This is a genomic window from Myxococcus xanthus (assembly GCF_013116825.1).
Classification (GTDB): domain Bacteria; phylum Myxococcota; class Myxococcia; order Myxococcales; family Myxococcaceae; genus Myxococcus; species Myxococcus xanthus_B.
In genome coordinates, this window is record NZ_JABFNS010000036.1 from 1 (window position 1) to 21,800 (window position 21,800).

Below are 21,800 nucleotides of genomic sequence, written 5' to 3' on the forward strand. Positions count from 1 at the left end.
ACCCTCCCTCGCGAGGACCGGCGTCCACGTCCCCCCCGCGACCGAGCTGCACCGGCACCTGCACGGACTCTGGGCGAAGGTTCTCGAGGCGCCGGAGCAGCGCATCGGCATCACCGACAGCTTCTTCAGCCTGGGCGGCAATAGCATCTCGGCCATACGCCTGATGAACAGCATCAACAGCGCGCTGAAGGCCAACATCACGATCCGCGACATCTTCGATGCCAGGACCATCGAGCGACTCTCCGACGTGGTGAGCGCGAGCCTGGGACGTTTCGCCTACCAGGACCATCTCATCCACGGCATCGACGAGGAGGCGCTGCACAGCCCATTCCCACTGAACAACGTACAACAAGGCTACTACTTCGGCCGCTTCAACAGCTTCGAACTCAGCAACATCTCGACCCACGTCTACAGTGAGTTCCGCTACAGGCGCCTCGACCCGGCACGGCTCGAGGCGGCACTCAACCGACTCATCGCGCGCCATCCAGCGCTGCGCACCCAGTTCAACGACGGGCAGCAACACTTCCTGCGCGAGCACGGCCATTACGCCATCGCCGTCCACGAACTGCGGAGCATGGCGGAGCTGGAGGAGCTCCGTGCCCGGTATTCCCACAAGGTCTATGATCCCGACCAGTACCCGCTCTTCGACATCGTCGTGAGCCGGCTGGATGGCGTCTATCGGCTGCACATCAGCTTTGATGCCATCATCATCGACATGGCCAGCTTCCGCATCCTCTTCGAGGAGTGGAGCCAGCTGTATCAGTCCCCCACCCAGCAGCTGCCCTGCCTCGGCGTCACGTACCGGGACTACGTCCTGGCCTATGAACGAATCCGGGAGGGCGAGCTGTTCGCCAAGGCGCGCCGATACTGGGAGGGCAAGGCAGATGCCTACGAGCTCGAGCTGAAGCTCCCCCTCGCGGTCCATCCTTCGAGCATCGTCAAGCCCCACTTCAAGCGGATGAGCCGGACGATCCCCACCTCGGTGTGGGAGAGCCTGCTGGCCAGGTGCAGGCGACACGGAATCAGCCCGACGGCCTTGATTCTGGAGCTCTACAGCCAGGTCCTGAGCCGCTGGAGCGGACAGGAGCGGCTGTGCGTCAACCTGACCCTGTTCAACCGGCTCCCGCTGCACGCCGACATCGATGGCATCATCGGCGACTTCACCGTCCTTGAACTCTTCGACTACCGCCTTGAGCCCCGAAAGACCATCGTCGAAAAGCTGCGCGGTGTTCACGACGCGCTGTTGCAGGACATCGAGCACAACCTGTTCGATGGCATCGACTTCCAGCGTCTGCTGAAGATGCAGCGCGGAATCCCTGGCAACAAGGTGATTGCCCCAGCGGTGCTCACCAGCGTGCTCGGCATGAAGGGCAAGGCGAGCATGTTCGAGCTGCCGCTGGGAGACAGCTACCTCGGCATCGACTACGCCATCTCGCAGACGGCCCAGGTCTGGCTCGACAACAAGGCCTACGAGACCGACGACGGTTTCGTCGCCGAGTGGGACTACGTCGAGCAGCTCTTCGACGAGCAGGTCATCTCCGACATGCATTCGGCCTACTGCGCCGCCATCGAGGGGCTGGCTCGACTGGACTGGGAGGCAGCGGCCTTCCCGGCCATCGAGGCACCCGCGCATGACCTTGTGTTGATCCACGAAGCCAACAGCGCGCGGCAGCCGCGTGCCAGTCAGACCCTCTTCGGGCGCTACGAGCAGGAGTTCTCCAGACAGGGCTGGGAAGCCAGGACCGCCGTGACGGACGTCGCCCTGGGGCGCACCTTCAGCCATGGCCAGCTCCATCGGGATAGCCACTGCCTGGCCCTCCAACTCGCGGCGCTGCGACGCCGGTCGCCCACGGCGCTGATCGCCGTGCTCTCAGAGAAGGGCTATCTCCAGGTGGTCGCCACGCTGGCCATCATGAAGTCGGGCGCGGCCTACCTGCCGCTCAACAGCGAGTGGCCTGCAGGGCGTATCGACGAGGTCATGGTCCAGGCCAATACGCCCGTCATCCTTGCCTCGCGGGCACAGCTCAAGCGCGACGAAATCCAGGCCCTCGCCGGTAGGTACCAGTTGCTGGACCTCGATGCGCTCGTCTCGAGCGAGGCTCAGGCACCGCTCGCCTCTTCCGAGCAGACACTGCCAGACGTCCACCCGGACGACGTCGCCTACGTCATCTTCACCTCCGGCTCGACAGGAAAGCCCAAGGGCGTGACCATCAGCCACCGGGGCGCGGTCAACACCATTGACGCCATCAACAGCCGGTTCATGGTCTCCTCCCGTGACAGCGTGCTCGCCCTGTCCGAGCTCAGCTTCGACCTCTCCGTCTACGACTTGTTCGGCGTGCTGGCGGCGGGCGGAAACATCGTCTTCCCCATCCAGGCCGAAACCAAGAACCCCGCCCACTGGCTGGAGCTCGTGGAGAAGCACGGAATCACGCTCTGGAACACCGTGCCTCAACTAGCGGGTCTGCTGCTCGACGAAGCCTCTGGCAGCACCGGACGGCTCGCGTCCCTCCGGCTCTTCCTGCTGAGCGGTGACTGGATTCCCACCAGCCTCCCTGGCCGCATTCGTGGCCAGTGCCCCAACAGCCTGGTCATGAGCCTTGGAGGCGCCACTGAGGGGAGCATCTGGTCCATCTGGTATGAAATCGCGCAGGTCGACCCGTCCTGGAGCAGCATTCCCTACGGCACGGCAATGCCCAACCAAGGCATGTATGTGCTGGACGGTCAGTTGCAGCACTGCCCAGTCGGAGTCACCGGTGAAATCTACATCGGTGGCGAGGGGGTCGCGCTCAACTACTGGCGGGCCCCAGCCCTGAGCGAAGCGCGCTTCATCCAACACCCCCACCTTGGCCGGCTGTACAGAACCGGGGACCAAGGTCGCTGGTCCCGCGCGGGACATATCGAGTTCCTCGGTCGCAACGACTTCCAGGTGAAGCTGAACGGCTACCGCGTCGAGTTGGAAGAGATTTCAGCGAAGCTGTGCCAGGTCCCCGGCGTGGACAGCGCCGTCGTGCGCATCCACAAGAGCAAGGGTCGGGAGCACGTGGTGGCATACCTGGTGCCCACTCCCGAGCCCGACCGCCCAGCGGAACACATCCAGTTGGACAGCTTCCTGCTGGCCTCTCACGGCCTCTTGGATGACGCGACCACGCAGCACCCCCTGCCCATCGTGCCGGACGAAGGCGCATGGTGCCTTCGGAAGAGCTACCGTCAGTTCCTCTCACGCCCCATGGAGTCTGCCTCACTGCTCGAGGCCGTGCAGGAGACACTTGGCGCCCGGCAGCCCATGCTCTCGCTCGTCCACCGGGAGCTCGACTGGACCACGCTCGCGGCATTGCTCACGCCGCTGGCAGCGATGCGCCTGGAGGGCCGGGCCCTGCCCAAGTACCGCTACCCTTCGGCTGGCAGCACCTATCCGGTCCGCTCCTGGTTGAAGCTCGGCAGCGCCACGGCCGGCCTCCCCCGGGGTTCGTACTACTTCCACCCGGTGCGACATCAGCTGTGTAACGTCGAGGGGGCTTCCGCCGAGTTGTTCGACGACGATGACCGCGATCAGCTCGCCCTGAGCATCCACTGGCCGGCCATCACGCCGCTCTACGGCGCACAGTCCCGGCGCCTGGCATTGCTCGAGCTCGGGCACATCCTTCGCTTCCTGAGCGAGCGTCTGAGGGAGCAGCGGATCGCGCACGAAGTCGTGCTCATGGAGCATCCGCTCGACACGGACAACACCGTCGTCTGCCGGATCATCCTTGGTGGTGAGGGTAGTGGCTTCGAGCCAGCGCCACTGGTCCCGCGCTGCTTCCAGAAAGCCGAGGACGGGCGCAGCTACGCCGAGGTGGCGGGCCCAGGCCGGTTCCCCGTGAGCCACGGTGCCATCCCCGGGAAGGTCGCTGACGCCCACGCCATCCTTCGTCAGGCCCAGTACGCCGTCGTGTTCGAGGGTGACGAGAGCATCCAGATGCTCGTGTCGGCCGGGTACCTGTCCCAGCGCCTCGCGGATGAGCTCCATGAACGAGAGCTCGGCAGTTGCATGCTCGGCGTGAAGCTGACCGAACGCAGCATCTACGGCATGGCCGTGGGCCCCATTGAGCCGAGCGCGCAGGCGCAGCCGGACAGCCCACTCCAGCGCGAGGCGCTCCGCGGCGCGCTCAACCGGGAGTTGGCCAGCGTGCTGCCCGACTACATGCTGCCGGAATTCTACCACTTGTTGGAGAGCCTGCCGCTGACGCCAAACGGCAAGCTCGCCGTCGACCGGCTCCCCACCATCGACTTCAGCATGCCCCGCGTGGCGCCGAAGAACGCCGTCGAAGCCATCCTTGCGAGCATCTGGCAGAAGACGCTGGACCTCCCGGAAGACTCCGTCAGCACCGACCAGAGCTTCTTCAGCCTGGGCGGTAACTCCCTGTCCGCCATGCGTCTGGTCAGGGCGCTCAATGTCGAGTTGGGGCTGAACATCAAGCTCAAAGACATCTATCAGCACAACACCATCAGCGCCTTGGCGCGGGCCTTCGTCCCCGCGCCCGAAGCCGCGACGCGTGAAGAGGGGGAACTCTAATGGTCTTGCTGCAACTGCTCGGCGAACTGAAGGCACACGGCATCGTCTTGTGGCTCAAGGGCGGCGGCCAGCTAGGCTACAGTGTCCCGAAGGACACGGGCTTTCCCGATGCGCTCAAGGAACAGGTCCGGCAGCACAAGGGCGAACTCCTTGACCTGCTTGCGCTCAACGGCATCGACTCGGCGCAGCGCGCCCGCGACAGCGTGTACCTCAAGCTGCCGGCTGGGCAGAGACCACGCGCGCTGCACTCCATCCAAAAGGGGATGTACCTCCAGAGTCGGATAGACGGGCTCCCCTACACCTACACCATTCCGCTGTTCGTCCGGCTCCAGCACGCCGACCTGGAGCGGCTCGACGCGGCCCTGGTGTCACTGCTCGAACGACACCCCATCCTCCGCATGAGCGTCGCGGAGGACCTGAGCTTCACGTTCTGGGAGTTGGCGCAGCACCCCATCCAGCATGTCCGGGTGGAGTCGGTCGCCCTAAGCCAGGCTTGCGAAGCGCGAGCCCGGATGGGATTCGAGCCCGGCGCGCCGCTGCTCCGCCCCGAGGTGCTGGAAGTGACGGGGACCCCGGACGTCGTCGTCAGCCTCTGCCACCACCACCTGCTCTCCGATGCCTACTCCGCGGAGCTGCTGGTCCAGCAGTTGATGGCCTGCTACGAGGCGTCTGGCGACGGCGCGATGCGAGTCAGTCCGGATGATGCCGGCCGGGCGCTCGACTATTTCGACCACGCCGCCTACCAACAGGTGGAGTGCGACAGCCCCACCTATCGTGAGGCCCGACGGGTCCTGGTTCGCAAGCTGGAGCAAGCGCAGAAGCTCCAGCTCAAACGAAAGAAGGTGCTGGCGTCCCAGGAGAATCACGCCGGCACCCTGACCTTCACCCTCGACGCCGACACTTGCCAGCGGCTCAGGGGCGTCGCCAGCGGACACAACCTGGGGCTGTATTCCCTCCTGTTCACCGCCCTCTACCAAACCCTGGCGACCTTCTCGAACAGCGAGCCCGGCTTCCCCATCGGCCTGACGGTGGCCAACCGCCCCGACGAGTTCCGTCACGCCATCGGTCCCTTCATCAACACATTGCCGCTGGTCCCCGAGTACCAGGCCAGCGAGAGCTTCCTGTGGAACGCCGAGCGCGTACAGCAGGAACTGCTCTTTTTGAACCAGCACCACCAGCTCAACGTCAACATGCTGGCGGAGCAGATGGGCAACAGCGAGGAGCTATCCGAGCTGATGCAGGTGCTCTTCACCCTGCACAACTTCAAGCCGGTCGATCGCTTCCCGGCGAGCATCTCCTATGAAGTGCTGCCTCACCCGGATCTGGCGGAGAAGTTCGGAATCACCCTGGTGGCCCGGGAGCACCGCGAGCACGTCTCGTTCACCGTGACCTATGCCCGCGACAGCTTCGAGGAAGCGTTCATCCAGGCACTGCTCGACGGCTACCAGACGCTGCTCTCCAACCTGACGACCAACAGCGTCCACCAGCCGATCCATCACCTGAGCCTCCTCAGCCCGAGCGAGCGGCAGCGAATCCTGGTGGACTGGAACGAGACGGAGGCCGCCTTCGAGGGTGGTCTGACCGCGGCCCAGCTCTTCGAGCGGCAGGTGCTGCGGACTCCGGACAATCTCGCGGTGATCTATCAGGACACGCGCCTCACGTACCGGGACCTGAATGCGCGAGCGAACCAACTGGCGCACTGGCTGCGGACCGAAGGCGGAGTGGCGCCAGAAAGCCTCGTCTGCCTTTGCCTGGACCGCAGCGAGGACATGTTGGTCGCGGTGCTGGGCATCCTCAAGGCAGGCTGCGCCTACGTCCCCATCGACCCCAGCTTCCCCCCAGAGCGACGGGACTTCATCCTCGAGGACACGCGGGCTCCGGTGCTGCTCACCCAGGAGCGCCACCTTCCTTCCTGGCGCGACCGCCAGCCGAGCGCACACGTCTTCGCCATCGACAGCGCCAGCACCCGCGCCACGCTCGCACAGCACCCCCGCGACAACCCCGCCTCCGTCATCGACGGCGAGGCGCTCGCCTACGTCATCTACACCTCCGGAACCACTGGCAAGCCGAAGGGGGTGATGTCCGAGCACACGGGGCTGGTCAACCGCCTCCAGTGGATGAACAAGCAGTACCCACTGCAGGAGACCGACAAGATCCTCCAGAAGACCACGTACGTCTTCGACGTGTCGGTCTGGGAGTTGCTCTGGGCCAACTGGTATGGCGCCTGTGTCGTCTTCGCAGAGCCGGAGGGCCACAAGGACGTCGACTACCTGCTCGGGTTGATGGAACGGGAGTCGATCAGCGTCGTTCACTTCGTCCCGTCGATGTTCGGCGTCTTCCTGGACAGCCTGCGGGCCCGCGCGACGCCGTCGCCCCTGTCGAGCCTGCGCTACATCTTCTGCAGCGGCGAGGCCCTGCCCCTCAATCAGGTGCGGGACACCCATGCGCTGCTGCCAGCGGTGCGGCTCCATAACCTCTATGGCCCCACCGAGGCTTCCATCGACGTGCTGCACTTCGATTGCACGGACCGCGCGCTCGACTCCGTCCCCATTGGAAAGCCCATCGACAACACCCAGGTCTACGTCCTCAACGAGGCCCTTCGGCCCCTGCCCATCCACGCAATCGGTGAGCTGTTCCTGGGCGGAGTCGGACTAGCACGGGGGTATCTGAATCGCCCCGAGCTCACCGCGCAGCGCTTCATCCCCAACCCCTTCGCCGCTCCGAGCGAGCGCGACGCCTCCCGCTCACGGCTCTACCGCACCGGCGACCTGGTCCGCTGGCTGCCGGACGGCAACCTCGAGTACCTCGGCCGCAACGACTTCCAGGTCAAGATTCGTGGGCAGCGCGTGGAACTGGGGGAGATAGAAGCCGCCCTGGCCCGGTTTCCCGGGGTCAAGCAGGGCCTGGCGCTGGTCCGTACGCCCACCGGCGATCCGGACGCGGCCCAGGTACTGGTCGGCTACTACGTCTCCGCGCATCCGCTGGATGAAGCAGCGCTGCTGCGACACCTCAATGAGAAGCTGCCCCAGCACATGGTGCCCAGTGCGCTGGTGTTCCTCCCCCATGTTCCGCTGACTCTCAACGGCAAGCTTGACCGCAACGCCCTACCCGCCCCACGGCGGCCGGAGCGCGAGCAGTACGTCCCCCCTCGGGACCCGCGGGAGGAGCAGCTCCGCGCGCTCTGGGCCGAACGCCTGGGACTGGAAGCGCACCGGCTGGGAATCCGTGACGACCTGTTCAGCCTGGGCATGGACAGCATCATCGCCATCCAACTGGTCAGCCGCCTTCGCCAGCAGCTGGCCTTGAAGGTCACCGTCAAGGACGTCTTCGCCCACAAGACGTTGGGGCGCTTCTACGACCACCTGCTGGCGCGGGAAGCCGAACAGGCTCGCGCCTCGGAATCCGTGACCGAGCAAGGCTTGCTCGAGGGCGAGCTCGGACTGCTCCCCATCCAGTCCTGGTTCTTCGCCCAGGACTTCGCGCGGCCCGCCCACTGGAACCAGGCGTTCCTGGTGAAGACGCCCCCCCTGGCTCCCGAGCGATTGGAGGAGGCGCTGCGAGCCCTGGTGCTGCACCACGACGCCTTCCGTCTACGCTACGAGCCCATCCCCGGGCAGCGTGAACCGCGGCAGTTCTACGCCCCCTCCGCGCCCGTTCCCCCACTGCGCCGGTTGGACGTCCGCACCCTGGCGGCGGCCGAAGGCACAGCCGCCTTCCAAGAGGAGCTGCACCAAAGGCTGACCGACTGGCAGAGCCACTTCGACCTCCACCAAGGCCCGCTGCACTGCTTCGGCCTCCTGGAAGGCTACGCCGAGGGGGGCTGCCGGCTGTTCTTCGCCCTGCATCACCTCATCGTCGACAGCGTCAGCTGGCACATCCTGATCGACGACCTCCAGGCCCTGTACGAGCAGCGCCCGCTTGGCGCGAAAGGAAGCAGCTACCGCCAATGGGTGGCCAGCGTGGCGCGCTACCAGGAGCTCCACGCGGCCGAGCGGGAGTTCTGGCGAAAGCTGCTCGCCGACCACCATCCGTCCCAGCATCCCTGGCTCCATGCCCCCGCGCCCGGTACGTCCCATCAGCGCCAGCTCAGCCTCGACGCGGCGCAAACGGACGTCCTGCTGCGCAGCGCCCATCGCGCCTACCACACCCAGGTCAACGACCTGTTGCTGACAGCCATCGGCTACGCCCTGCGGGAAATGGACGGCAATCCCATCCATCACCTGATGGTGGAGGGGCATGGCCGCGAGGAGTTCGACGCGACGCTGGACATCACCCGGACCTTGGGCTGGTTCACCACCCTGTATCCCGTACGCCTCTGCGTCGCGAGCGACCTCGGCGAAGGGCTGAAGCAGGTCAAGGAGGCGCTGCGCGCAATCCCCGAGAAGGGCCTGGGCTTCGGGAGCCTGCTGGGCTACGGCGAGCAGTCCCTCCCCCCCATCTGCTTCAACTACCTGGGGCAGTTGGACAGGGACGGCGCCCCCCCGGACGCATGGCAGCTCGTCCCGGAAGACGGCGGCGACGCCATGCCCTCGGTCAACCAGAGCGGCGCCCTCCTCAACATCTTCGCCTTCGTGGTCAACGGTCGATTCCACCTGCGGCTCGACTCGCGCATGGAAATGCCACTGACCAAGAGGTTCCTCCTGGCCCTCGATCGGCAACTCTCCACGTTGCTGACGTACTGCCTCGAAAAGCAGGGAGGTGAGTACACCCCCAGCGACTTCCATGGGGTGACCGGCGAGGCGGACCTGGCCGCGCTGCCGCTGCTGCCCAGGCCGGAGCGCGGCGAGTGGTTCGCCATGACCGAAATCCAGAAGGCCTATCTCATTGGCCGACTGGGTCACTATGAGATCGGCAACGTCGCCAACCATATCTACAACGAGTATCACCATCCCCAGCTCGACATCGACAGACTCGAGGCGGCGCTCAATCGGTTGATCGCCGAGTGCGACGTGCTGCGAACGGTGTACTCCATCGAGCACCTTCGGCAGCGCTACTTGCCCCTGGAAGACATCCCTCCCTACGTGGTCAGGGTCCATCGCTTCGAGGCACAGCGCTACACGCCGGCCCTGCTCGAACCCGTCCGCGCGCGCCTCTCTCATCATGTCTACGATGCGGAGCGGTTCCCCCTGTTCACCTTCGAAGTGAGCCGCTTCGAGGACCGCTGTGTCCTGCATATCAGCATCGACCTGCTCATCCTCGACGTGCAGAGCCGGCTGATGCTGCTGGGTCTGCTCAACGACCTCTACCGAGGCGTGGACATCCGCCCCAGGCTGCCGCGGGTGACGTTCAAGGACTACCAGGACTACGCCAGCCTGCTCAAAGAATCTCGCTGGTATCAGAGTGACAAGGCCTACTGGCAAGCCCGGCTGCCAACCCTACCGCTTCGGCCCTCGCTCGCCTTCAAGCAATCCCCCGAGAGCATCACGCAGCCGCGCTTCGCCGAACACACCTTGTACGTCGAGCCAGGGACATGGGCAAGGTTCAAGGCCCAGGCACAGCGCAACAACGTCTCCTATTCCTCCGCGCTGCTAGGCCTGTTCGGGAGCTTGATCTCCTACTTCTCGGGCTCCCGGGAGTTCCTCATCACCCTGACGCTCTTCAATCGCTACGCGGTGTGCGACGACGTCGAGGCCATCCTCGGGGACTTCACCTCGACCACCCTGTTCCATTTCGACCAGACAGGGCCAGACGCGCAGTCGCTCCTGCGCCGAACCCACGATGTCCTGTGGGAGGACATCTCCCACGCGCTCTACTCCGGCCTCGAGGTGCAGCGCGAGCTGAGCCGGCTGCACGGCCTGGACTCCCACAAAGCGGTCTCCCCCATCATCTTCACCGGCGTGGTCGGGAACCAGACACGCCAGTTCGAGCGGACCTCCTTCCTGGAGGACAGCGAGCTCATCGAGCAGCGCTACTGGTGCGCTCAGACGTCCCAAGCATGGATCGACCTTCAGGCCATTGAGGTCGGCGACCGCTTCATGAGCAAGTGGCTGTACGTGGAGCAACTGTTCGACGCCGGCTACATCGAACACCTCAACCGGCTCTACTGCGCGCTCATCGAACACCTGGCGGAGCACGACTGGCGTGAGGAGCTCCCCTTCGAACGCTACCTGCCCACCCGCGACCGCGACATCATCCACGCGGCCAATCAGGCGACCCTCGATCGCAGTGACGACACCCTGTTCAGCGTCTACGAGCGCAGCTGCCGGGAACGCGGGCTCGAGTCCGCCATCGCCGTGGTCGACCTGGGCAGGAACGAACGCTACACCTACGCCACGCTGCTCTCGCACACCGAGCGACTGGCCCGGGTGCTGTACCAGCTTGGCGGCGATACCCTGGAGGCCGACGGCAGCAGGCCCCAGTTGATTGGCGTCCTGCTCGAAAAGGGCTACCACCAGGTGGTGGCCTGCTGCGCCATCATGAAGGCCGGTTACGGCTACCTGCCGATGCACAGCGAATGGCCCGCCGGCCGGGTGGGCGACGTCCTGAGCCAGGCTGGAGCATCACTGCTACTGGTCTCCCAGGCGCAGTACGACGACACCGACGTGCGGACACAACTGGGTGGCAGATACCGCCTGCTGGTGATCGACGAACTGCTGGCACGCGCCGACGAGGAGGCGCCAGCGCAGCCACTGCCCCAGGTCGACGCCGATGCCGTCGCCTACGTCATCTTCACTTCCGGCTCCACAGGCAAGCCCAAGGGCGTCACCATCTCCCACCGCGGCGCGCTCAACACCATCCATGCCGTGAATCAGCGCCTCGCGGTGAGCCCAACGGACAAGGTGCTGGCGCTCTCCGAGCTGAGCTTCGACCTCTCCGTCTACGACCTCTTCGGCCTGCTGGCCGCTGGCGGGCAGATCGTCTTCACGCCTCCACGCGCCACGAAGGACCCCTCTGCGTGGCTGGAGGCCATCGAGCGTGAGCAAGTCACCCTGTGGAACACCGTGCCCCAGTTGGCCGGCCTCCTGGTCGACGCCATGAAGCACGGCGGCAAGACCTCCAGCTCGCTGCGGGCCTTCATGCTCAGCGGTGACTGGATTCCCACGCGGCTGCCCGATCAGCTCCGTGCGCTCGCGCCCAACGCCGAGGTCCTGAGCATGGGCGGCGCCACCGAGGGCAGCATCTGGTCCATCTGGTACCCCGTCGAGACCGTCCCCGCCGAATGGACCAGCATCCCTTATGGCGTGGCCATGCCCAACCAGAAGATGTACGTGCTCAGCCCGGCCCTGTGCCACTGCCCCGTGGGTGTCACGGGTGAAATCCACATCGGTGGCATGGGTGTGGCGCTCGGCTACTGGCGGGACGAAACGCTGTCTCGCGCTCGCTACATCGAACACCCGACACTGGGACGACTGTACAAGACCGGCGACCTCGGGCGCTGGTCCGCGCAAGGGTATATCGAATTCCTGGGCCGCAACGACTTCCAGGTCAAGTTGCGCGGACACCGTGTCGAGCTTGGGGAGATTGAAAACGCCCTTCTGCGTCATCCGGCCATCAAGCAGAGCGTCGTGCTGGTCAAGAACCAGGGGCAGGGAGGTCACGGGGCGCAGTATCTGGTGGGCTACTACGTAGCGGAGCAGGCGCTGGACGAGCAGGCCCTACTCGAGCGGCTGGCCACCAGCCTGCCGGAGTACATGGTGCCTGCCGCGCTGGTGCACCTGCGCGAGTTGCCGCTCACCGCCAACGGCAAGCTGGACCGCAATGCCCTGCCAGTCCCCGGCCTCGGTGGCGGTGCCCAGCGCGCGGAGCCGCGAGATGAACGTGAGGCATCGCTGCGCGCAATCTGGGCCAAGGTCCTGGGAATGCCGGAGGAGCAGCTGGGCATCCGCGACGACCTGCTCCGCCTGGGTATGGACAGCATCGTCAGCATCCAGATGGTGGGCCGCCTGCGCCAGCACTTCGGGGTGAAACTCAGCGTCCGCGACATCTTCGCCCACAAGACCATCGAGCGCTTCTATGACCAGGTCCTGCGCGACGCGGTGGCACGGGAGGACTCCAACACGCACGGCGAGGAGGGCCCCCTCACCGGCGAGGTCCCCCTGTCGCCAATCCAATCCTGGTTCTTCGCCCATCGGTTTCCCCGCGCGCACCACTGGAACCAGTCCTTCCTGGTGAGGACCCCCGCCCTTTCTCTTGATGAACTCCAGGGGCACCTGAACACCCTGGTCGCGCGTCATGACGCCTTCAGCCTGCGCTACCGGATGACGCCGGCGGGCGAGCCCACGCAGATCCACACCGGGGACGCAGGGACCGCGTCCCTTCGGCATCTGGATGTCCGCACGCTAGGCTTCCCCCAGGGCAGCGCCGCGTTCGAGCAGGCATTGCAGGACCGGCTGACCGAGTGGCAAGGCGGCTTCGACCTGGAACATGGCCCCACCCACTGCTTCGGGTATCTCGACGGCTACCAGGACGGCAGCAGCCGGGTGTTCTTCGCCCTGCATCACCTCATCGTCGACGGCGTCAGTTGGCGCATCCTGGCCGAGGATCTGGCCACGCTCTGCCGGGGCGAAGCCCTCGGGGCCAAGGGCACCAGCGTGCGTCAGTGGGGACGCGCCATGGCCGAGTACGCCCAGCGACACGAGGACGAGCGCGCCTATTGGCGCGGCGTGCTCGCCGACTACCAGCCCCCCGCCCAGCAACCGCCGAGCGGTGCGCCGGTGGAACTGCACATCGCCTTCAGCGAGCTCCAGACCCGCCAACTGCTGCGCAACTGCCCGCGGGCCTACAACACCCAGGTCGGCGACCTGCTGCTCACCGCGTTCGCCCATGCCCTGCGCGCCGTCACGGGCGACCCGGTGCACCACATCCTGATGGAAGGTCATGGGCGCGAGAACATCGCCGAGCATCTGGATGTCAGCCGCACGCTCGGCTGGTTCACCAGCATGTTCCCGGTGCGGCTGTCCGCCGGGGAAGACCTGCTCGACAGCCTCAAGTCCATCAAGGACCAGCAGCGCGCCATTCCCAACAAGGGCGCGGGGTACGGCGCGCTGTTCGGCTATTCCCTCAAACAGCTGCCCCACATCTGCTTCAACTACCTCGGACAGGTCGGCCAGGCGTCCAGCGAGCATGGCGACTGGCAGATTGTCGACGAGTCCGGCGGCGTCGCCCTGCACCCCGACAACCTGTTGCCCTACAGCATCAACCTCGCCGGGATGGTCGCCGGCGGGCATCTGCGCTTCATCCTCACCTGTCGCACCGAGCCGGAGCGAGCGCGGCGGCTTGCCCATGCGTTCGAGGCGTCCCTGGCGGAACTCATTCAGCGGACCGCGTCGTGCTCGCGCCGCTACCTGACCGTCAGCGACCTCGACCTGCGCGTCTCCCCAGCCTTGCTGGAGCGGCTTCAGGCGGAGCGCGACATCGAGGACGTGTTCCTCGCCAACAGCCTGCAGCAGGGCTTCATCTACCACGCGCTGCAACAGGCCCACGTCGACGAGGCCTACCGCGTGCAGGCGGTGTGGGAGTACACCTGCACCATCGACCCGGCGCTGCTCGAGGACGCCTGGCGCTGGACGCAACGGGCCTACAGCAGCTTGCGACTTCGCTTCGACTGGCAGGAGGAGATGCTCCAGGTCGTCGACCGGAAAGGGCAACTGAACTGGCGCTACCTGGACCTCGTCGGGCAGAGCCCGGCATTGCAGGACGAGGCCTGCGAGCAATTGCTCGCAACAGACAGAAACACCCCCTATGACCTGAGCGCCGGCAGCCTCTTCCGAGTCTACCTGCTCAAGCGCGGCGAGACGTCCTACACCTGCCTCTTCAACACGCACCACGCGATTCTCGATGGCTGGAGCAGCCCGCTCCTGCTGGACACCGTGCACGGGTTCTATCGCGCCCTCGTGAAGGGCAGACCTCCCGAGCTGCCCGTGGACAGCTACCCCGCGAGCCAGCGCTACCTCCAGCGTCACCACCGCGAGCACGAGGCATTCTGGCGTGCCTACCTGAGCGACCTCGACGGCGGCTGCGACCTCGGAGGTCTGCTGCGGGAGGGCCGTGTGCTTACCGACATCGCCCAGTGCAAGCGGGTTCAACGACAGGGCCAGCGCGGCCTGTCACTCAGCCCCGCGCGGATGGATCGGTTGAGGAGCACGGCGCGAGAAGCCGGCGTCACTCCGAACGTGCTGTTGCAGTATGCATGGCACAAGGCACTCAGCATCTTCGGACGCAGCACCCAGACCGTGGTCGGCACCGTGGTGGCCGGACGCGACCTCCCGGTGGACCACATCGAGCTTTCGGTCGGCCTGCACCTCAACACCCTTCCACTCCGGGTCCGGCACACGCCTTCCGCTTCGACCTTGCGGGAGGAGCTGCTTCGGCTCCAGGGCGACGTCAACGACATCAACCAGCGCAGCACCATCGACCTGGCGAGCCTCCAGCGCAACGGGGAGCGGCTGTTCAACAGCCTGTTCATCTACGAGAACTACCCGAACAGCGCCAATACCTCCGATGACCGGCTGATCAACGCCGTGTTCAAGGCCCGCTACGAGAAGCGCGACTATCCCCTCGTGGTTTCAATTGGCGAGCAGCACGGCGGCCTGGTCTGGCACCTGGACTTCGCCGAGGAGCTGTTCGAGCCCGCCGCCATCGAGCGCCTGCTCTCCTGCGTCGAGCAACTCCTCATCCAGTTGGAGGGCGACCTCGAGCGCAGCCCCACTTCATTGTCCTTCCTTTCAGAAGCACAAGCGCAGTGGGTGCTCCGCGGGCAGAACGCCACGGACAGCGAGCAGCGCCAGGAGCTGACGATCCACCAGGCCTTCGAGAGGGTCGTGGCGGCGTCCCCCACGGCCGTTGCCATCGAGCACAGGGGCCGCACCCTGAGCTATGGCCAGCTGAACGCACTGGCCAACAAGGTCGCGCGCCATGCCCTGCGCCAGCTCCCGCTCCGCGCGGAAGAACCCGTGCTCATGCTGGTGGACCGTGGTGAGCTCACGATGGTCGGCCTGCTGGCCATCCTCAAGATGGGCGCGGCCTACATTCCGGTGGAGCCCACCTATCCCGATGATCGCGTCGCGCGCATCCTCGCGGACAGCAAGACGCGGTTGGTGCTGACCCAGGGGAAGTACCAGCAACGCCTGGCCCGGCTCCAGCCGGACCTGACCACTCTCGCCCTGGACAGCGCCGCCCCGCCCTGGAGCGAAGAAGCGGAAGGCAACCTGTCGCGGCCCGTCGCGCCGACACAGCTCGCCTACATCCTCTATACCTCCGGCACCACGGGTCAGCCCAAGGGCGTGATGATCGAGCACCGGGCCTTCATGGGAACCCTCCGCGCTCTGCGCGAACAGTACTTTCCCACCCCGGGCCCGCTGAGCACCTACAGCATGACCAACTATGTCTTCGACATCTTTGGTCTGGAGTACGGCCTGCCCCTGCTCAGCGGCGGGCGCCTGCACCTGGGTGACACGTCGTTCACCAGCCTGAGCTGCGCGGAGTACGACTTCATCCAGATGACCCCGAGCCTGCTGGAGATGAAGCTGGACGCGCTCATTTCCCACGACGCGACCAGGCTCCTGGTGGGCGGTGAGAGGCTGGAGCGCCATCTGCTGAACAAGGTCCGACGCCGCGGGCTGCCCCTGGTGAATGTCTACGGCCCCACCGAGACGACCATCTGGTCCACCTCCCGCGCCTACCTCGACACGCCGCCAGATGACACCACGCCGGTCACCATCGGCCGACCGCTGGCGAATGAGACGGCCTACGTCCTCGACGCCCAGGCTCGGCTGCTGCCCGTCGGCGCCGTCGGAGAGTTGCACCTCGGCGGAGAGGCCGTGGCGCGGGGCTACTTCAACCGTCCCGAGCTGACCGCCGAGCGGTTCATCGCCAACCCATTCCAGACCGCGGACGAGCGCCGCGCGAATCGCAACGCCCGGCTGTACAAGACCGGAGACCTGGCGCGCTGGCGGGAGAATGGCGAGCTCGAGTTCCTCGGACGGGTGGACAATCAGGTCAAGATCCGTGGCCATCGCATCGAGCTGGGGGAAATCGAGAGCGCCATCGTCCGTTTCCCGGGGGTGAAGCAAGGCCTCGCGCGGATCGCCCACCTCGGGGCATCCTCCGCCGAGGCAAGCACGGCGAACCAGGTGCTGCTCGGCTACTACCTGTCCGACGCGCCGCTGGACGAGAGCGCGCTCGCCGCCCATCTGGCGACGCTGCTGCCGGACTACATGCTGCCCAACGCCCTGTTGCACCTGCGGCAGCTGCCACTGACGGTCAACGGAAAGCTGGACGTGACGGCCCTCCCGTTGCCAGGAGGGGTCCGGAGCAAGTCCATCACGCCGCCGCGCGGCGAGGTCGAGACGCTGCTCGCGGGGCTTTGGAAGGAGGTGCTCGGCCTGGAGCAGGTCGGCGTCCACGAGCGGTTCTTCGAGCTGGGGGGAAACTCCATCCTGCTCACCAAGCTCTACATCCGGCTGCCCGGGCACCTGCGAGAGCGCGTCAGCATGGTCGAGCTGTTCAAGTATCCGACCATCGCCATGCTCAGCGAGCACCTCCAGGGCGGCCCCCCCCGCGAGGAGGCCCCGACGGCCCGCGCAGAGCGGGGCACCACGGCGACAGGGCACCAGGACATCGCCATCATCGGCATGGCGGGCCGCTTCCCCATGGCCGATGACCTGCGGGAGTTCTGGGACAACCTGGCGTCCGGCCACGAGGCGACCCAGCACTACAGTCGCGACGAACTGCTCGAGGCCGGCGTGCCGGCAAGCCTCCTCGAACAGCCCGGCTACGTCCGGGCCCAGAGCCGCTTGAGGGACTTCAAGAGCTTCGACGCCGCGTTCTTCGGCTACTCCCCCAAGGAGGCCGAGCTCATGGACCCCCAGCACCGCCTGTTCCTGGAGTGTGCGTGGCATGCCCTGGAAGACGCAGGCTGCAACCCCTTCACCTATCAGGGGGACATCGGCGTCTACGCGGGCGCCGGTCAGAACAACTACGACCGCGACTACGTCCAGCCGACCCTGGACGCTGGCGACCTGTCCGCTCAGTACCAGGTGATGGTCAATACCCAGGCGAACTTCCTCTGCACCAAGGTCGCCTACAAGCTGAACCTGACCGGCCCGGCGGTGACCGTGCAGACCGCGTGCTCCTCCTCGCTGGTGGCGGTCCATCAGGCCTGTCTGGCCTTGCAGTCGGGTGATTGCGACGTCGCGCTGGCTGGCGGCGTGTCCATCGGCCAGTTGGAGAAGCGGGGCTACCTTCACCAGGAGGGCCTCGTCTTCTCTCCGGATGGCAGGTGCCGGGCGTTCGACAGCGCGGCCCAGGGCACCCTGGAGGGCCAGGGCGTCGGCATCGTCGTCCTGAAGCCACTGGAGCGGGCGCTCGCGGACGGAGACGCAATCCGCGCGGTCATCAAGGCCACCGCCATCAACAACGACGGCAGGGACAAGATTGGCTACACCGCGCCGAGCCAGAAGCGACAGGCCGACGTGATTCGCGCGGCCCACCGCAAGGCGGGAATCTCCCCTCGGAGCATCAGCTACATCGAGGCCCACGGCACCGGCACCGTCCTGGGCGACCCGATTGAGTTCGAGGGACTGAAGGCGGCCTTTGGCGACACACCTGGCCCGGCGCCCTACTGCGCGTTGGGCTCCGTGAAGACCAACATCGGCCATCTCGACGTGGCTGCCGGCATCGCCGGGCTGATCAAGACCGTCCTCTGTCTCGAACATCGGACGCTGGTGCCCACGCTGCACTTCCAGGAGCCCAATCCGCGCATGGACTTCGAGCACGGCCCCTTCTACGTCAACACCCAGACCCGGCCATGGACGGCCGAGGGGCCGCTGCGCGCCGGCGTGAGCTCCTTCGGCATCGGCGGAACCAACGCGCACGTCGTCTTGGAGCAGGCTCCGCCAAGCACGACCGCCCCCACGCCCACGCGGCCCCGTGCCCAGCACCTGCTGGTGCTGTCGGCCCACAGCGCTGAAGCGCTGGAGCGACAAGCCGCCCAGCTGGCAACACACCTGGAGGCCCATCCCCAGCTCGACCTGAAAAGGGTCGCCTACACGTTGCAGGTCGCCCGCCACAGGTTCCCCCACCACCGCGTGGTGGTCGGGGCGGATAGGGAAGCCCTGCTCCAGGCCCTCCACACGCCCCAACCAGGCCTCCTGGCCAAACAGGACGTAGGCCCGGTGGTCTTCATGTTCCCCGGCCAGGGGGCCCAGTACGCCGGAATGGGCCGCTCGCTCTACGAGCACGAGCCGCGCTTCCGTGGGCACGTCGAGCGGTGCCTGGCCATCCTCCAGCCTCACCTCTCCAGCGACATGGGCGAGGAGGACATCCTCGGCTGGAACGAACGAGTCCATCACACGCAGGTCACCCAGCCCGCGCTGTTCATCCTCGAGTACGCCCTGGCGCGCTGGTTCATCGACCTTGGTATCAGGCCCGCGGCGATGATTGGCCACAGCCTCGGCGAATACACGGCCGCATGCCTGGCGGGGGTGTTCTCCCTGGAGGAGGCGCTCCTGCTGGTCCTCGAGCGCGGGCGATTGCTGGCGTCCCTTCCCGAGAGCAGGATGCTCGCGGTCTCCCAGGCGGCTCACGCACTGCGAGAGCGAGCTGAGCGCTACGGCGTCGACATCGCGGCCATCAACGAGGACAACCACTGCATCCTCTCTGGCGGCGCCGAGACCATCGGTGACCTCGCTGCGGCGCTGGCGAAGGAGGGAATCGCAAGCAAGCCGTTGAAGGTGTCCCATGCCTTCCACTCGCGGCTGCTCGACCCGGTGCTCGCGCAATTCGAGGCCCGCGTCGCACGGCTGCGGCTCCAGCCGCCGCGGCTCCCGTTCCTCTCCAACACGACCGGAGCCTGGGCGGACCCGGCCGAGGTCGTGACGCCACGCTACTGGGCCCAGCACCTTCGCCAGACCGTGCGCTTCCACGATGGGCTGACCACCCTGCTCCAGGATACACGGCTGCGCCAGGCCACCTGCATCGAGGTCGGGCCGAGCCACATCCTGACTCGACTGGCGCAGCGCCACCCCGCACGCGGCGATTCCCTGGTGCTCCCCACGCAACCCAGGGCCGAGCAGCCCGAGCGCGCCTGCGCCGACCTCGCGACCGCGCTGGGCAGGCTCTGGGGCTTGGGCCATGCCATCGACAGTGATGCCTACCATGGCCTGAGCGCCAAGGACCGGGTACGCCTACCGGCCTACCCATTCACCCGTCAGTCGCACTGGCTGGGGGCGGAGAAGAACGCCCCGCCAGCCGCGAGCCCGCCGCGCCTGGAGCCAACATCCTTCGCGGGCGACGAACTGACCGAGGCCGTCGCGGACATCTGGCGGAGACTGCTCGGGGTTCCCGATGCGCGGCTGGATGACGACTTCTTTGAGCAGGGCGGGGATTCGCTGGCGGCGGTCCGGCTGGTCGCCACCATCGAACGAAGACTCGGCCTGAAGCTGGAGTTCATGAGCCTGGAGCAACACACGCTCCGGGCCATCTCGACGCACCTGCAACAGCACCTGGCCGGCCACACGTTCTCCGACAGCTCCCTCGTGGTGCTCAAGAAGGGCAACCCTCAGGCCGAACCACTCGTTCTGGTGCATCCCATCGGCGGTGACGTGTATTTCTACCGGGAGCTGGCGCAGTGCCTGCCCCCGGGGCAGCCCGTCCTCGCAATCCGCTCACCCATGCTCGACGGGGGCGCCAGGTTCGACAGCATCGAGGCCATGGCCGAGGCCTATGTCGCCCTGCTGGAGAGCCAGGGCGTCCACCCACCCTACCGTCTGGGCGGCTCCTCGTTCGGCGGAATCGTCGCCTATCACATGGCCGGCATCGTCGAGCGACGCCACGGCTTCGCTCCGGGGCTGGCGCTGATTGACAGCCCCGCTCACGGCAACCTCCCCACGAGCATGAACGAGCTGGAGATTCTCGATTACCTCGCCAGATACGGCCTGCGTGGGCTGAGCTTCTCCCACGAGGCACTGAGCGCCCTGCCGAACCTGGAGGAGAAGGTTCGGTATCTGGCGAGCCGCGCACGTGGCACGGCCTTCGAGGACATGCTGTCCGCCGAGTTCCTGCCGCGCTTCATCCGAACCTGGTTGTGCCATGGCGAGCTCATGCAACGCTATGTGCCGGCTCCCTACGGGGGACCGCTCCTGTTCTTCTCGCATCAAGAGCCCATCGCCGAATTCCCGTCCGGCCAGTACAGCCACTGGCGAAAGCTCGTTACGGGGCCGTGTCAGGAGATCTCCATTCCAGGCAACCACCTCAGCATGAACACCATGCCGAACGTGGCCCATATCGCCGAAGCGCTCCGCCAGCACTCACCCCTCGTCACCCCGTCAAAGGAGTCCACCTGATGAGCACCGAGCTCCCGCGCAGCACTCCCACTACCGTGAATGTCCCGGGCACGCACGACTTCCAGGGCGCGGCCACAGGCCGCTGCCCGGTGGAAGGGGGAGAGATCTGGTACGAGGTGCTCAACGCGTCCGCCGTACGTCCGCCCCTCCTGGTCGTCCACGGTGGACCCGGAACGCCGCATGGTTACCTGAGGTCGCTGGCGGCCCTGGTCCCGGAACATCCCGTCATCGTCTATGATCAATTGGGCTGCGGCCGTTCGGACCAGCCCAAGGATGCATCTCTCTGGCGACTTGAGCGTTTCGTCGCGGAGTTGGAAGCCCTGGTCCGGCGGCTGCGGTTCGATGCCTTCCATCTGCTGGCGCATTCGGCCGGCACCATGCTCGCCTGCGACTATGCGCTGGCGAACCCGCGGACCTTGCTGAGCCTGACCATGCTCTCCCCCGTCCTGAGCGCCAGGCAACATCAGCTGGAGATGCAGCAGTTGCTGGAGAGGCTGCCGGCTGACGTCTCCAGCCATCTGATGATGGCGCTGAACGGCGGCACCGTCGCCTCCATCGACTATCTCGAGGCAACCCTGCATTTCTCCGAGCAGTACATGTGCCGGATAAGCCCATGGCCCGACGCGCTGATGGAGGTCTCCAGCCACACCAACGCCAGTGTCAGGGACAGCCTGTGGGGCAAGACTGAGTTCCGTATCACCGGCAGTCTGCGGGACTACGAGCGCCTCGATCGACTCCCGTCGCTGACCGTGCCCAGCTTGCTCATCTGCGGCCAGCATGACTTCACCACGCCCCGCCTGTGCAGGCGCTACAGCGAGGCCATGGCGAACGCCGAGCTGGTGGTGATAGACAACGCATCCCACATGGCGCACCTGGAGCAGCCCAGACGCTTCGCCAACGTGCTCAATCCATTCCTTCAAAGGGTGGAGAAGTCATCCCGGCCGGATTCGCCTCCGGGCGCCTGA

General features: G+C 66.2%; 3 protein-coding genes. All 3 read left to right on the forward strand.

What is annotated here, in order from left to right; translation table 11 throughout:
- A partial coding sequence (locus HNV26_RS12920) for a non-ribosomal peptide synthetase (RefSeq protein WP_171452801.1) occupies positions 1 to 4,552 on the forward strand: 4,552 nt, incomplete at its 5' end.
- A complete protein-coding gene (locus HNV26_RS12925; protein WP_171441524.1) occupies positions 4,552 to 20,835 on the forward strand; it encodes a non-ribosomal peptide synthetase/type I polyketide synthase in 16,284 nt (5,427 codons plus the stop codon). The genes HNV26_RS12920 and HNV26_RS12925, both read left to right, overlap by 1 nt.
- Positions 20,835 to 21,800 carry a proline iminopeptidase-family hydrolase gene (locus HNV26_RS12930; RefSeq protein ID WP_171441523.1) on the forward strand — a complete coding sequence of 322 codons (966 nt, stop codon included), beginning with the start codon at positions 20,835 to 20,837 and terminating at the stop codon, positions 21,798 to 21,800. The genes HNV26_RS12925 and HNV26_RS12930 overlap by 1 nt, the downstream gene beginning before the upstream one ends.